Annotated in this window: 12 protein-coding genes; 7 read left to right on the top strand and 5 right to left on the bottom strand. The window is 57.6% G+C overall.

What is annotated here, in order from left to right; genetic code table 11:
• Positions 1-15: 15 nt before the first annotated feature.
• From PAGR_RS13235 to PAGR_RS13225, 3 genes are read left to right on the top strand one after another with little or no spacing between them, the layout of a single operon-like run.
• Complete coding sequence (locus PAGR_RS13235; RefSeq protein ID WP_013025431.1) at positions 16-846, top strand: transketolase; 831 nt, start codon at positions 16-18, stop codon at positions 844-846.
• Positions 839-1,783, top strand: a complete 945-nt coding sequence (locus PAGR_RS13230) for a transketolase family protein (protein WP_013025432.1) — start codon at positions 839-841, stop codon at positions 1,781-1,783. Before PAGR_RS13235 ends, PAGR_RS13230 begins: the two co-directional genes overlap by 8 nt.
• 2 nt (positions 1,784-1,785) lie before the next feature.
• Positions 1,786-3,273, top strand: a complete 1,488-nt coding sequence (locus tag PAGR_RS13225) for an FGGY family carbohydrate kinase (RefSeq protein ID WP_014606090.1) — start codon at positions 1,786-1,788, stop codon at positions 3,271-3,273.
• Positions 3,274-3,325: 52 nt separating this feature from the next.
• On the opposite strand, the gene PAGR_RS13220 is transcribed toward PAGR_RS13225, so the two are convergent.
• Together PAGR_RS13220 and PAGR_RS13215 are read right to left on the bottom strand one after the other, a co-directional pair.
• The gene (locus tag PAGR_RS13220; protein WP_014606089.1) at positions 3,326-4,459 is read right to left on the bottom strand and encodes a mechanosensitive ion channel family protein; all 1,134 of its coding nucleotides are present in this window, start codon (positions 4,457-4,459) and stop codon (positions 3,326-3,328) included.
• 97 nt (positions 4,460-4,556) lie between these two features.
• Complete coding sequence (locus PAGR_RS13215) at positions 4,557-5,291, bottom strand: flagellar brake protein (RefSeq protein ID WP_014606088.1); 735 nt, start codon at positions 5,289-5,291, stop codon at positions 4,557-4,559.
• 211 nt (positions 5,292-5,502) lie between these two features.
• Here PAGR_RS13215 and PAGR_RS13210 point away from each other — a divergent pair, with 211 nt between their 5' ends.
• Positions 5,503-5,751 carry a GlsB/YeaQ/YmgE family stress response membrane protein gene (locus PAGR_RS13210; RefSeq protein ID WP_013025436.1) on the top strand — a complete coding sequence of 83 codons (249 nt, stop codon included), beginning with the start codon at positions 5,503-5,505 and terminating at the stop codon, positions 5,749-5,751.
• A 72-nt stretch (positions 5,752-5,823) separates the two neighbouring features.
• On the opposite strand, the gene treA is transcribed toward PAGR_RS13210, so the two are convergent.
• Complete coding sequence (treA, locus tag PAGR_RS13205) at positions 5,824-7,509, bottom strand: alpha,alpha-trehalase TreA (RefSeq protein WP_014606087.1); 1,686 nt, start codon at positions 7,507-7,509, stop codon at positions 5,824-5,826.
• A gap of 211 nt (positions 7,510-7,720) precedes the next feature.
• On the opposite strand from treA, the gene ghrA reads away from it, so the two are divergent.
• Genes ghrA through PAGR_RS13190 form a run of 3 tightly spaced genes read left to right on the top strand, consistent with a single transcriptional unit; the run spans position 7,721 to position 10,034 of the window.
• Positions 7,721-8,662: a glyoxylate/hydroxypyruvate reductase GhrA gene (ghrA, locus tag PAGR_RS13200; protein ID WP_014606086.1), complete on the top strand. Its 942-nt coding sequence runs from the start codon at positions 7,721-7,723 to the stop codon at positions 8,660-8,662.
• Positions 8,663-8,699: 37 nt separating this feature from the next.
• Positions 8,700-9,437, top strand: a complete 738-nt coding sequence (locus PAGR_RS13195) for a phosphatase (protein WP_014593478.1) — start codon at positions 8,700-8,702, stop codon at positions 9,435-9,437.
• A gap of 27 nt (positions 9,438-9,464) precedes the next feature.
• Complete coding sequence (locus PAGR_RS13190) at positions 9,465-10,034, top strand: TorD/DmsD family molecular chaperone (RefSeq protein WP_013025440.1); 570 nt, start codon at positions 9,465-9,467, stop codon at positions 10,032-10,034.
• Between the two features lies 1 nt (position 10,035).
• Here the strand turns inward: PAGR_RS13190 and PAGR_RS13185 are convergent, their stop codons facing one another.
• Both PAGR_RS13185 and PAGR_RS13180 read right to left on the bottom strand, forming a co-directional pair.
• Positions 10,036-11,397 carry a CoA transferase gene (locus tag PAGR_RS13185; RefSeq protein WP_014606085.1) on the bottom strand — a complete coding sequence of 454 codons (1,362 nt, stop codon included), beginning with the start codon at positions 11,395-11,397 and terminating at the stop codon, positions 10,036-10,038.
• A gap of 47 nt (positions 11,398-11,444) precedes the next feature.
• Complete coding sequence (locus tag PAGR_RS13180; protein ID WP_014606084.1) at positions 11,445-12,329, bottom strand: DMT family transporter; 885 nt, start codon at positions 12,327-12,329, stop codon at positions 11,445-11,447.
• Positions 12,330-12,432 lie beyond the last annotated feature (103 nt).

Raw genomic sequence — 12,432 nt, 5'->3', positions numbered from 1 at the left:
TTCAATAGGTGAGCTATGAATCCTTTTATGCTTTCGGTAAATGAGCTTGAAAAACGAGCGCGGTCAGTGCGCCGCCGCATTATTCAGCTTAACGCGGGCAGCCCGGCGGGAGGGCACACCGGCGCGGACCTGTCGCAGGTTGAAATCCTGACTGCGCTCTATTTCCGCATCCTCAACTGTGCGCCCGACCGGACGGCAGATGACGAGCGTGATATCTATATCCAGTCAAAAGGTCATGCCGTGGGGGGATATTACTGTGTGCTGGCGGAAGCCGGGTATTTCCCGCTGGAGTGGCTGGCGACCTATCAACATGCACACTCCGCTTTACCGGGGCATCCGGTGCGGCAAAAGACGCCGGGCGTCGAACTGAACACGGGCGCGCTGGGGCACGGATTGCCCGTGGCGGTGGGCATTGCGCTGGCGGCGAAGAAGAGCAACAGTCGGCGGCGTATTTTTGTCGTGACCGGCGACGGCGAGCTGGCAGAAGGCAGTAACTGGGAAGCGGCGCTGGTGGCAGCCCATTACGGGCTGGATAACCTGATTGTGATTAACGACAAAAACAAACTCCAGCTGGCGGGATCGACGCGTGACATTATGAACACCGATCCGCTGGCGGAGAAATGGCGTGCCTTTGGTCTGGCGGTGAGTGAATGCCAGGGCAATGACATGGCATCGGTGGTCAGCGCACTCGAACAGCCGCCGGTAAGCGGCAAACCGCGGGTAATTATCGCCCACACGGAAAAAGGATTTGGTATCTCCTTTATCCAGGGCAAAGCGGAATGGCACCACCGGGTGCCCAAGGGTGAAGAAATCGACCGGGCACTGGAGGAGTTAAAAGATGAGTAAGGCACAACATCTGGCAGAGGTCATGGTAGAAGCATTGATGGCGGCGGTTGATCGCGGTATCGATGTGGTTCCGGTGGTGGCTGACTCCACCTCAACCGCTAAAATCGCGCCGTTTATTAAGGCGTTTCCCGGCCGGTTAATTAACGTGGGCATCGCCGAGCAGGCGCTGGTGGGCACGGCTGCCGGGCTGGCGCTGGGCGGAAAAGTGGCTGTAACCTGTAACGCCGCACCCTTTCTGATCTCCCGTGCTAACGAGCAGGTGAAAATCGACGTCTGTTATAACAATACTAACGTTAAGCTGTTTGGGCTGAATGCAGGAGCCAGCTACGGCCCGCTCGCCAGCACGCACCACAGCATTGACGACATCGCCATCCTGCGTGGATTTGGCAATATTGAAATCTACGCGCCTTCCTGTCCCCTTGAGTGCCGCCAAATCATCGACTATGCCCTTGATCATGTGGGACCGGTTTATATTCGGCTGGATGGCAAGGCGTTGCCGCAGTTGCATGACGACGAATACCGCTTTACACCTGGGGCGATCGATCTGCTGCGCGAAGGCCATGACATTGCGCTTGTTGCCATGGGCTCAACGGTACATGAGGCCGTTACCGCCGCAGAGCAGCTGGAAAAGCAGGGGGTTTCCGCCGCGGTAATCGCCGTGCCTTCTCTTCGTCCCTGTAACACTCAGCAATTGCATAATCTGCTGAGTCACTACCGTAGCGTCATCACGGTTGAAGAGCACAACATCAATGGTGGCGTAGGCAGCTTGGTGGCGGAGGTCCTGGCCGAGAACGGCTTGCCGGTTAAGCTGTTGCGTCTGGGCATTGCGGATGGCGAGTACGCCATCGCCGGCGATCGCGCCTCCACCCGGGCCTGTCATGGCATTGACGCCAGCAGCGTGGCGGCCCAGGCGCTGCGCCTTTGCACAGGAGGCTGACGATGCACGAGTCCGTGATTCTGGCTATTGATGAAGGCACCACCAACGCCAAAGCGGTCGCCGTAAATCGTCAGGGAAAAGTGGTGGCGCGGGCCAGTCAGGGCCTGACGCTGCAGCATCCGCAACCCGGTCTGGCCGAGCAGGCCCCCATGGCCATCTGGCTGGCCGTCAGGCAGGCGATAGCCGACTGTCTTGCCCAGTGCGCCGACGCACCGGTCGCGGCGGTTGCGATCAGCAATCAGCGTGAATCGGTTTTGATATGGCAGCGCCGGGACGGCATGCCGCTCACACCGCTGGTGAGCTGGCAGGACCGCCGTTCGGAATCGTTTTGCCGCGATCTTCATCTGTCTGGACAGGCCGGGAAGATTACGGCGCTAACCGGACTGGCGGTCGATCCTATGTTTCCTGCCGCCAAGCTGACCGGCATGCTGGCGTCACTGCCTGACGGCTTTGCCAGAGCGGCGGCGGGGGAGTTATGTATTGGCACAGTGGACAGCTGGCTGACCTGGCAACTGTCGGCGGGAGAGTGCTTCGTCACCGACCATGCCAATGCGGCACGCACGCAGCTTTACAGTCTGCACACCAACGACTGGGATGATGAACTGCTGTCCCTGTTCAGTCTGCCGCGCGCCGCGCTGCCGCAGATTACCGCCTCAGCGGGTTGTGCGGGCGTGGTTGCCTTAACCGATATTGCCGGTCTGGCACCTGGCACCCCGATCCTGGCACGCATTGGCGATTCCCATGCGGCGCTTTATGCCCAGCGCCGTGACGAGGCGGAAGTGGTCAAGGCTACCTATGGCACAGGCTCCTCGCTGATGATGTCGATGGCAACGCCGATCCTGACCGACAATGGCCTCAGCACCACCGTGGCGTGGCACGACGGTCAACCGCGCTTTGCGTTTGAAGGCAATATTACCCACACCGGTTCAGGTGCGGCCTGGCTGGGAAAAATGCTCGGCGTCACCGATCCCCGGCAGCTGACGGCAATGGCCGAAAGCTGTGATGACAATCAGGGCTGCTATTTTGTCCCGGCCCTGTCCGGACTGGGCGCGCCCTGGTGGGATTTAAAAGCCCGCGGCATGCTGTGCGGCCTGACCGATGCGGCCACCCCGGCGGTGCTGGCGCGGGTCGCGCTGGAGTCGATTACCTGGCAAATTGCTGACGTCTTTTTCGCCATGGAACAGGCAAGCGGCGACACATTGCCTGCGCTGTGCGTTGACGGCAGTGCGACACAAAATCGCTGGCTGATGCAGTTTCAGGCGGACGTCCTGCAGCGCCCGCTGCATTGCGCGCCTACCGCTGAAGCCTCCGCGCTGGGGGCGGCACTACTGGCAGGTAAACAGCTGGGATGGTGGCAGCAGGGGAGTGATATGCAGGCTCTTCAGGGCGGCAACGTCGTGATGCCGCGCAGGCAGCTGGCGCAGAAAATGCAGGACAGCTATCAGGGCTGGCTGAACGCCGTTGCCCGCTGTCGCTATCAGCCCGCATAAGGGCTGAAAGAGGATCGGGCAGCGTGCCGCGATCCTCCGTTCGTCCCGGCGCTTAACGATTCGCGCGGCGTAGCTGGGCCGCGTCGTCATCGGGAACCGGCTTAAGATCGACCGGCGGCAAACTGCCCCCGCTGAATTCGACCTGACGGATCGGGAAGGCAAAGCGTATATTGCGTTCTTCCAGTGCCGCCATCAGCTGCAGGTTAATCTCCTGTTGAATATCCATGTACTGGTTGTAGTCGGCACTCAACACAAAATAGACCACTTCAAACGTCAGCTTCGAATCATCGAACGCCAGAAAATGGGCGCGGTCAAAGCGGGTCATCTCGATGCCCTGAATGATGGTTTTCACCTGTTCACTTATCTCACGTACCTGCTCAGAAGGGGTGGCATAGCTGATACCAAACCTGAACACGATACGGCGCTGCTGCATACGTTTGTAGTTGTGAATCGTTTGCTGCAGCAGAATGGTGTTGGAACAGACGATCTGTTCACCACTCAGGCTGCGCAGGCGGGTGGTTTTCAGGCCGATATGTTCGATGGTCCCCGCGATGTCGCCGAAGACAATAAAATCACCGTGTTCGAAAGGCTTATCAAAGCCAATCGCCAGTGAGGCAAATACATCACTCAGCACCGTCTGAATGGCGAGGGCGATGGCAATACCGCCCACGCCCAGGCTGGCAATCAGCGCCGTAATGTCGATGCCCATGTTCGATAAAATGGCCAGCAGCATCATGACCCAAACCAGCACGCGCAGCAAAATGCCCATAATCACCGTGGTGACAGGATTGCGCACATGCTGCGGATCGCGCAGCAGGCTCTTTAACCACAGACGGATACCGCCGTCGATCCACAGCGTAATCTGCACAATCAGGGCCAGGAACCAGCTGTGCGAGATGGTCGCGCGCCAGGCGTCAGGGAGATCGATAAAGCGCAGGGCGATTAGAAAGGAAAAAATCAGCAGCAAGAGCTGGCTGGTGCTGCGCAAGATCTCGACCAGAATACCGGTAAACCGGGCGTAGCGAACTTCGCTGTAGTGGGCAATACGGTTAGAGGCAAAACGAATCAGGCTGCGTAGCAGCCAGTAAATGACAAGGGTAGCAACGATAACAATAGCGCTGTTGATCCAGAGTGTTTGATTGAAAAAAATGGACTGAAAATGACGCGAACTGAGCCAGTTTTCCATTGGGGAGATTCTCCTTGCTGGTTCCGGTTAAACGTGAAAGCAAGGCAAAGCATAGCCTGGATGCGCCGCCGGTGCGCGGCGCAGGATGAAGGGCGGATTACTGAAAGCGTTGTGCTTTGTCGCGCGCCTGGCGCTCTAAGGCAAAAATAATCTGCTGCAGCTGCCGCTCCTGATGGGGCTCAAGTGCGGTAAAACGGAAGCTCAGGCGAGGCGTCACTTTCGTCTCATTTTTATTGGTGATAATGCTGCGTTCGCCAATGTGCATAAGCTTAGCGCTGACGTTGAACTGGCCAAATTCCCCAAGTTCGACCTGCAGGCTGTTGAAATCGTCCCCGCTTTTCAGCCCTTCCGGCATCGCTTCTTCCACCAGAACACCAATGCCGCCCAGGGAGAGATCCTGTAAGCGCAGGCGCGCGGCCGTGCCGTCAGGCCACTGGCAATGGCACCAGAACTGCGGCTCCATAGGGGCGCTGATGCGGAAAAATTCCCGACGCTGGATTTGCCACAGTACGTCCGGCAGGGCGGCCTGAAAAGCAGGTAACCCCTCAAAGTCGGTTTTTTCCAGTGCCCCAAGGGCAAATTCGATTTTGGCACCGTGGGTTTCGGCGAAGACCGTGATTTCATTGCAGTGCAGCGCGTAGTCGTTATCGAGGTTATTGCTTCCCAGATCAAACACAATGCGCGTTTCATCGGCAGCCAGCATACGGCTAATAAACTGCCCGCGCGAAAAATTCACCAGCAAAGGTGTTTGTAACTGAAGCAGGTCCTTCATCACGCCAAGCACGGCCAGCGTGCCACGTTTCAGATACTGTTCTTTATCGGTTTCTTTCACTTGCTGGCTCCAGATGAGCAACGTTTTTTCACGTAATTATCCTGTTACTACCCGTTCGTTATCGGCGCACAATAATAAAGCTTTAACACAATAACCACTATCATTAACTGCTTGCGCTACATTTTTGAAAAAACGCGACTATACTTGGCGCAGTGAACCGCTTGATTAATCAGGCGATCGCCATTGACTAACCAAAAGGAAGGAGTAACGGATGGGTATTATTTCATGGATCATCTTTGGTTTAATCGCCGGTATCCTGGCGAAATGGATCATGCCAGGTAAAGATGGTGGTGGTTTCATCATTACCGTGATTCTGGGTATTATCGGTGCCGTAGTCGGTGGTTGGATCAGTACCTTCTTCGGCTTTGGCCGTGTGGACGGGTTCAACTTCGGTAGCTTCGTTGTCGCGGTCATCGGTGCGCTTGTCGTGCTGTTTATCTACCGCAAAGTACGCAGTTAACGCAGAACATGATGTAAAAAAAGGGCCCGCAGGTGACTGCGGGCCCTTTTTATATTGGCAATGACCTTGCCGTTATTGTGCGCTGCTCTGCGCCTCGGGAATATCGTGCGCGCTGTTACAGGTTTTCTCTTTCGGGCAATATTTATCCAGCAGCTTCAGCGTCACGCCGTTGGTCCAGCCGAAGCCATCCTGCAGCGGGTATTCACCGCCGCCGCCGCCGCCCAGGTTCGCACCTTCTACCACATATTTTTCGACCAGCTTATGCTCCTTGTCGTAGGTCAGCTGTACGTTACGCAGGAAACGTAAGCCCACCTGCTGCGCCAGTTGAGGTTTCTTGTAGTGCTCCAGGCCTTCTACCGCGACCCACTGCAGCGGTGCCCAGCCGTTAGGCGCGTCCCACTGTTGACCATTGTTCACCGTCGTGGTCACCAGGCCGCCCGGTTTGAGCAGCTGTTTTTCCACCGCGCTGGCGGTGCTGTCAGCCTGTTTGTCGCTGGCAATCTGCATATAGAGCGGAAACAGCGTGGCAGCGGTGAGCTGCGGATGGATCTGGCGTTTCTTCCAGTCATAGTCCGCGTACCAGCCCTGCTTGCTGTCCCACAGGTAACGGTTAACCGCCGCCTGACGTTTTTCTGCCCGGTCTGCAAAGGCCTTTGCCCGATCGTCCTGTTTGTTCAGGCGATAGGCGGTAGACAGGGTTTTTTCCAGATGGAATATCAGGCTGTTCAGATCTACCGGGGCCAGTTGGGTGGTACGGATGGTAGCCAGATTATGAGCGTCGGTGAACCAGCGCGAACTGAAGTCCCAGCCCGAGGCGGCTCCGGCACGCAGCTCGCGGTACATCTCGGCCTTATTACGCTGCGGCGCTTTACTGGCCGTCGTAATATCATCCATCCAGGATTCCGTACGCGGCACGTCGCGCGCATCCCAGTAGCGATTCAGCAACGTACCGTCGGCCAGCTTGATCACCCGTTTGCTGGCACTGCCCGCTGCGACGCTGTCGCTGTCTGCCATCCAGTAGTCGTATTCTTTTTGCAGCTGCGGCAGATAGCGGGTATAGGCTTTGTCGCCTTCATGGGTTGCCAGCAGATCGACCATCAGGCTAAAGAACGGCGGCTGTGACCGGCTCAGGTAGTAGGTGCGGTTACCGTTAGGAATGTGGCCGTAGCGATCCAGCAGGGAAGCAAAGTTATCAACCATGTCCTGGACTTTGTCCCAATGGCCGCTCTCTGCCAGCCCCAACATGGTGAAATAGCTGTCCCAGTAATAAACCTCACGGAAACGTCCGCCCGGCACGACATAAGGCTTAGGCAGCGGCAGCAGCGAGTCGTATTTTCCCACACTGTTGGTGGTGCGGGTTAACACCGGCCACAGGCCGTTAATATGGTCGCGCAGGTTCTGGCCTGCAGGTGGCACATATTTATCGCCGTCGCCAGGCAGGGTAAAATTCGCTGCAACAAACCGTTTTAAATCAAAGCCGCGCTGATTTTTTTGCATCTGCCAGTCGGCAAGAATTGACGAAGGATCGTACTTTGGTACTGCATCGGCAAACGTTTTTTGATCGGGGTAAAATTTCGCCTGTTGAACGGCATTAAACAATGGCCCTAAGCGGACATCCGGCGGTTGCGGTGGATTGTTCAGTAATCGAGATTCCTCTGCCGCCCAGCTGTTGAATACGCTCGCGCTCAGCAACAGGCTGAGCAGGATGGGCGCATGGCGTTGAGGCCGTTTTTTCGTTTTTACCTCAGTGTTCATCATCGGTGTTTCTCCTTGTCCGAAATGCGGCCCTGTGTAACGCATTGACCACCCAACAACTTTAGACCTTAACCACAATTTTCACCCTTAAGTGCGGCGGAAATGTGAAGCGGCATGAATTATTTATTTGCGGTATGTTAGAAAAAAGGCATTTTTCAGGGCTTCGCTTGCCCTTGTGCACGTTTACCCGAGGCGGGAATAAAAGGAGAGCAGTATGGAGATTGTATGGTTTCATCCGTCGCAGAGCGCAACGGACTGGATACATGGCCTGCAGCAGCGTTTGCCCCAGGCCCGCGTGCGCGCGTGGGCACCGGGCGACAACGCGCCCGCAGACTATGCGCTGGTGCGTTCGCCACCGCCTGACATGCTTCGTGGCCGCCACGCGTTAAAAGGCGTATTTGCACTGGGCGCAGGCGTGGATGAAATTCTGCGGCAGCTGGCGCAGCACCCGGATATGCTTACGGACAACGTTCCGCTCTATCGCCTGAAAGACACCGGCATGGCGCAGCAGATGCAGGAATATGCGCTGTGCCGCGTCCTGGGCTGGTTCCGACGCTTCGATGACTATCTCCAGCAGCAGCAGTCGGCCCAGTGGCAGCCGCTGCCTTCTTACCCGCGCGAAACCTTTCACATCGGCATTTTAGGTGCAGGCGTACTCGGGCAGCAGGTCGCCGAAACGCTTAAGGCGCGGGGATTTCCGGTGCGCGTCTGGAGCCGTTCTCCGAAGCAGATTCCCGGCGTAACCAGCTTCGCTGGCGCGGCGGCGCTGAATGACTTCCTGCGCCAAACCCGGGTGCTGATTAACCTGCTGCCCAGCACGCCCGAAACGCGCAATCTGATTGATCATAAACTGTTGCAGCAGTTGCCGCAGGAGGCTTTTTTCCTTAACCTCGCCCGTGGCGATCAGGTCGTGGAAGCGGATTTACTCGCTGCCCTTGATCGCGGACAGTTGAAGGGGGCCGCGCTGGATGTGTTTCAGACTGAACCGCTGCCTGCCGATCATCCCTTATGGTTCCATCCGCGCGTAACAATTACCCCTCACAATGCGGCGGTCACCCTGAAAGAAGAGGCGATGGACTTTATTGCCCACGCTATCGGGCAGCTCGAAAGGGGTGAACATCCTCAGGGCCTCGTCGATCGTCAGCGCGGCTATTAATCACTGATGCCTTAACCGGCCTTAGCAGGAGCAGACAATGTATCCGGTAGATCTTCACATGCACACGGTTGCCAGTACGCACGCTTACAGCACGCTGCACGACTATGTGGCGCAGGCAAAACTGAACGGCCTCAAGCTGTTTGCTATCACCGATCACGGTCCGGACATGGCCGATGCACCGCATTACTGGCACTTCGTTAATATGCGCATCTGGCCACGGATCATTGATGGCGTGGCGATTCTGCGCGGTATCGAGGCCAATATTAAGAACCAGCAGGGCGAGATCGACTGCTCAGGGCCGATGCTGGAATCGCTGGATCTCATTGTGGCGGGCTTTCACGAAGCGGTTTATGCGCCGCGCGATCTGACACAGAATACCGAGGCGATGATTGCCGCCATGGCGGGCGGGCTGGTTCACATCATTAGCCATCCCGGCAACCCAAAATATCCCGTCGATATTCCCGCTATCACTGAAGCCGCCGCGCACTACGACGTGGCGCTGGAGCTGAATAACTCCTCCTTTACCCATTCCCGTCCGGGCAGCGAGCCCAACTGCCGGGCGATTGCGGAAGCGGTCGGCAAAGCGGGCGGGCGGCTGGCCTTCGGCTCCGATTCCCACACCGCTTTCACCCTCGGCAACTTCGAGCACTGCCTGCGGATTGCCAGAGAAGTGGATTTTCCCGAGGATCGCGTGTTAAATGTCACGCCGCGTCGCCTGCTCGATTTTCTGGAACTGCGTACCGGCAAACCTATCGCCGAGCTGGCTGACTTTTAATTTATCTCCCTCAAGGAATGTTGACGCATGAATGAGTTTTCCATTCTGTGCCGTATTATTGGCTCGCTGTTTAACCGCCATCCGCAGGATGCGCTGCTGGCCCCGCTGTTTACGCTGATTCGTGAAGGTAAACTGGCGGCACAGTGGCCGCTGGAGCAGGATGAGCTGTTAACGCGCCTGCAGCAAAACAGCGATCCGCAGGCGCTGGCGGCAGACTACGATGCGCTGTTTGTCGGCAGTGACTGCAAGGTATCGCCGTTTGCGTCACGCTGGCCGGAAGGAAAGCCGGAAGCTGATATTCGTGCCTTTTTGACCGCGCGCGGTATGCCGCTGGGCGAGGCGCCTGCCGACCATTTCGGTGGGCTGCTGCTGGCGGCATCCTGGCTGGAAGATCAGTCTGCGGCCGATGAAAGCGCCGCGCAGCTGGCGCTGTTTGACGTGTACCTGATGCCGTGGTGCGGCACGTTTCTCGGCAAAGTTGAAGCCCATGCCAACACGGCGTTTTATCGTACGCTGGCGGTGCTGAGCCGTGAGGCGATTCAGGCCATGTATGATGAGCTGGTGGAAAGCGCCAGCGAGCAGGGCGACGACGCCTGATTCACCAGTGCGCCGGATGCGTGCCGGGCGGGTTGCCGGGCGTGGCGCACTGTAATGTGGTGCCGGGCAGCCAGGCGGCGGATCGTAACCGGACGCCAATGCCCCACGGCGTAAGCTCAATGCAGGGCTGGTTGTCGCAGAGCCGTGGCGTAATGCCGGTCTGCTGTTCATTCAACCCATAACGGTGTTGCTCAAGCAGCCAGGCGGTACGCGCCAGCGACAGCCGCGTCTGATTGCCGCAGCCGTGCTGCAGGCGCTGACGCAATCCTGCCAGAACCGCGGCGGCCATCAGGTAGCCTGTGGCATGATCCAGCGCCTGTACCGGAAGCGGTACCGGCGCATCATGCTGCTTCCATCGCATTCCCTGTTCGGCAATCCCGCAACTCATCTGCACCAGACTGTCGAAACCGCGCCGGTTGCGCCACGGTCCCTGCCAGCCCCAGGCATTTAAACTGACGTCGACCAGACCGGGACTCAGGGCCTGCAGCGATGCCGCATCAAATCCCAGCTTTTCCAGTGCGTCGGCGCGGTAGCCGTGCACCATCACGTCGGCCTGTTTCAGTAACCAGATAAACTGGGCGCGGTCGGCTGGCTGTGTTAAATCCAGCACGGCACGGCGTTTGCCGCAGGCAAGCTCTTCATCCACACCGGGTTCCTGCCAGCCGGGCGGATCGATCCGTAAAACGTTTGCCCCCAGGCTGGCCAGAAAGCGCGTCGCCACCGGGCCTGCAATGATACGGGTCAGATCCAAAACCTTGATGCCAAGTAATGGACGCGCCGCGGGCAACGCCCACGTGACCGCGGGGCCGTCGGCCAGGGTTTGTCGCGCGAAGAGCGGTTCATGTATGACGGCCATCCCCTGTGGATGCTGCTGCCATGCCTCGGCACTGCGCATCTCTGCCGCGCAGCCGCCTGCCTCAATTACCGCCTGTTCCAGCTCCGTGCCTTGCCACTGCGCCACTTCCCGTGCCAGTGCCGCGCGATCCGGGTGACGGCCAAGCACGCGTTCCATTGCCAGCCGATGGTGCGGAGCATTGGTGTGCAGGCGGATCCAGCCGTTGCGGCAGGCATAATCGCCGGCAAAGGGATCCCACAGCGCGGGCGCAGCGCGATTAAGCGGCATAAAACTGTGCTGAAACCAGCGTGAGGCCAGTCGGACGTTAACCTGCGGACGGTCAGGACGATTAAGCAGGTCGGCCACGCCCTGCATTGCCAGACCCAGGCTGGTGGCCGCCAGTTCACTGACGGCATAGGCGGAGGAAAAGGTGGCGTGGTCGGTAAAAACAGGCAGCATTTGTAGCGCATGATTGCCGTGCAATCCCTGCCACATCTGCTGCCAAAGTGCGTTAGCCAGATGATTCATGCAACAGGCTCCTGATAAGGGCGATGCCTGAAGCATAGCATGTGCCCTTAACGGCGTCGCAGGCGAGGAAAGCGTGCGTGCATGCGCAGATTGCGCAGGTTAATCACCGCAATCGTCGTGCCCAGAATGACCAGCGAGGCGCCAATAATTTTGAAACTGTTCAGGCTGTCGCCCAGCACCACGATGCCCATAAGTACCGCCAGAACCGGCGTCAGCAGGGAATATGGCATGATCAGGTTAACGTTGTATTTCTTCAGTAGGGCATACCATAAGGTGTACGCCACCACGGAAGAGGCGATAGCACTGTAAAGAATGGCAAACCAGCCGCGCCAGCCAGCATGTTGCAGCGCATAGAGCTGATGAGACTCCAGCATCAAGCTGGCGGCCCCAACGATCGGCAGGGCCAGAAAGGCGATCCAGCCGGTCAGCGTCAGGGGTTTAATCGGCGGCGATTTTTTCACAATCAGGTTGCTGATCGCCCAGCCCGTGGCGCTGCACAGCAGGATGCACAGCACCCACCAGGCAGGAATGGTGGGGCTACCAGACAGCACCACTACACCACTTAGCGAGATCATAATGCCGATCAGCTGAATCAACCGCAGCTTCTCTTTCAGCACCACCATCGCCAGCAGCATGGCAATCGGCGTACCCAACTGCACGACAATCGCGCCCGTTCCGGCATCGGTAAAACGCATACCGACGAACAGGAGAGAGAAGTGCATAAACCCAAATGTGAAGGCCAGCAGTAGCAACCAGGGAAACTGCTGGCGGTTAATGCGGCAAAACGGCACCAGCACAATCGCCACGACCGCAAAACGCATCCACGTAAGAAACAAAGGCGGTAACTCAACTAAACCCCATTTTACCGCCACGTTATTAAAGGCCCAGATAGAAACCACCATCAGAACCATAAAGAAATGCCGCACTGCCACAATGTTGTCCTTTAAAAATAAACCCGATACCTGATAATCATGGCACGAACCCACGACGTTCTGGCAATGATTAACATTTTTTATTTAGTTAAGCAGGAAATAA

It is taken from the genome of Pantoea ananatis PA13 (assembly GCF_000233595.1).
Classification (GTDB): domain Bacteria; phylum Pseudomonadota; class Gammaproteobacteria; order Enterobacterales; family Enterobacteriaceae; genus Pantoea; species Pantoea ananatis.
Note: the sequence above shows the minus strand (reverse complement) of the source record. Positions and strands in the feature narration are given on the sequence as shown.

Bases quoted from the DNA above. Each gene is read 5' to 3' on its own strand.
- PAGR_RS13235 (WP_013025431.1), top strand. From the start codon at position 16: ATGAATCCTTTTATGCTTTCGGTAAATGAGCTTGAAAAACGAGCGCGG.
- PAGR_RS13230 (WP_013025432.1), top strand. From the start codon at position 839: ATGAGTAAGGCACAACATCTGGCAGAGGTCATGGTAGAAGCATTGATG.
- PAGR_RS13225 (WP_014606090.1), top strand. From the start codon at position 1,786: ATGCACGAGTCCGTGATTCTGGCTATTGATGAAGGCACCACCAACGCC.
- PAGR_RS13220 (WP_014606089.1), bottom strand. From the start codon at position 4,459: ATGGAAAACTGGCTCAGTTCGCGTCATTTTCAGTCCATTTTTTTCAAT.
- PAGR_RS13210 (WP_013025436.1), top strand. From the start codon at position 5,503: ATGGGTATTATTTCATGGATCATCTTTGGTTTAATCGCCGGTATCCTG.
- treA (WP_014606087.1), bottom strand. From the start codon at position 7,509: ATGATGAACACTGAGGTAAAAACGAAAAAACGGCCTCAACGCCATGCG.
- ghrA (WP_014606086.1), top strand. From the start codon at position 7,721: ATGGAGATTGTATGGTTTCATCCGTCGCAGAGCGCAACGGACTGGATA.
- PAGR_RS13195 (WP_014593478.1), top strand. From the start codon at position 8,700: ATGTATCCGGTAGATCTTCACATGCACACGGTTGCCAGTACGCACGCT.
- PAGR_RS13190 (WP_013025440.1), top strand. From the start codon at position 9,465: ATGAATGAGTTTTCCATTCTGTGCCGTATTATTGGCTCGCTGTTTAAC.
- PAGR_RS13185 (WP_014606085.1), bottom strand. From the start codon at position 11,397: ATGAATCATCTGGCTAACGCACTTTGGCAGCAGATGTGGCAGGGATTG.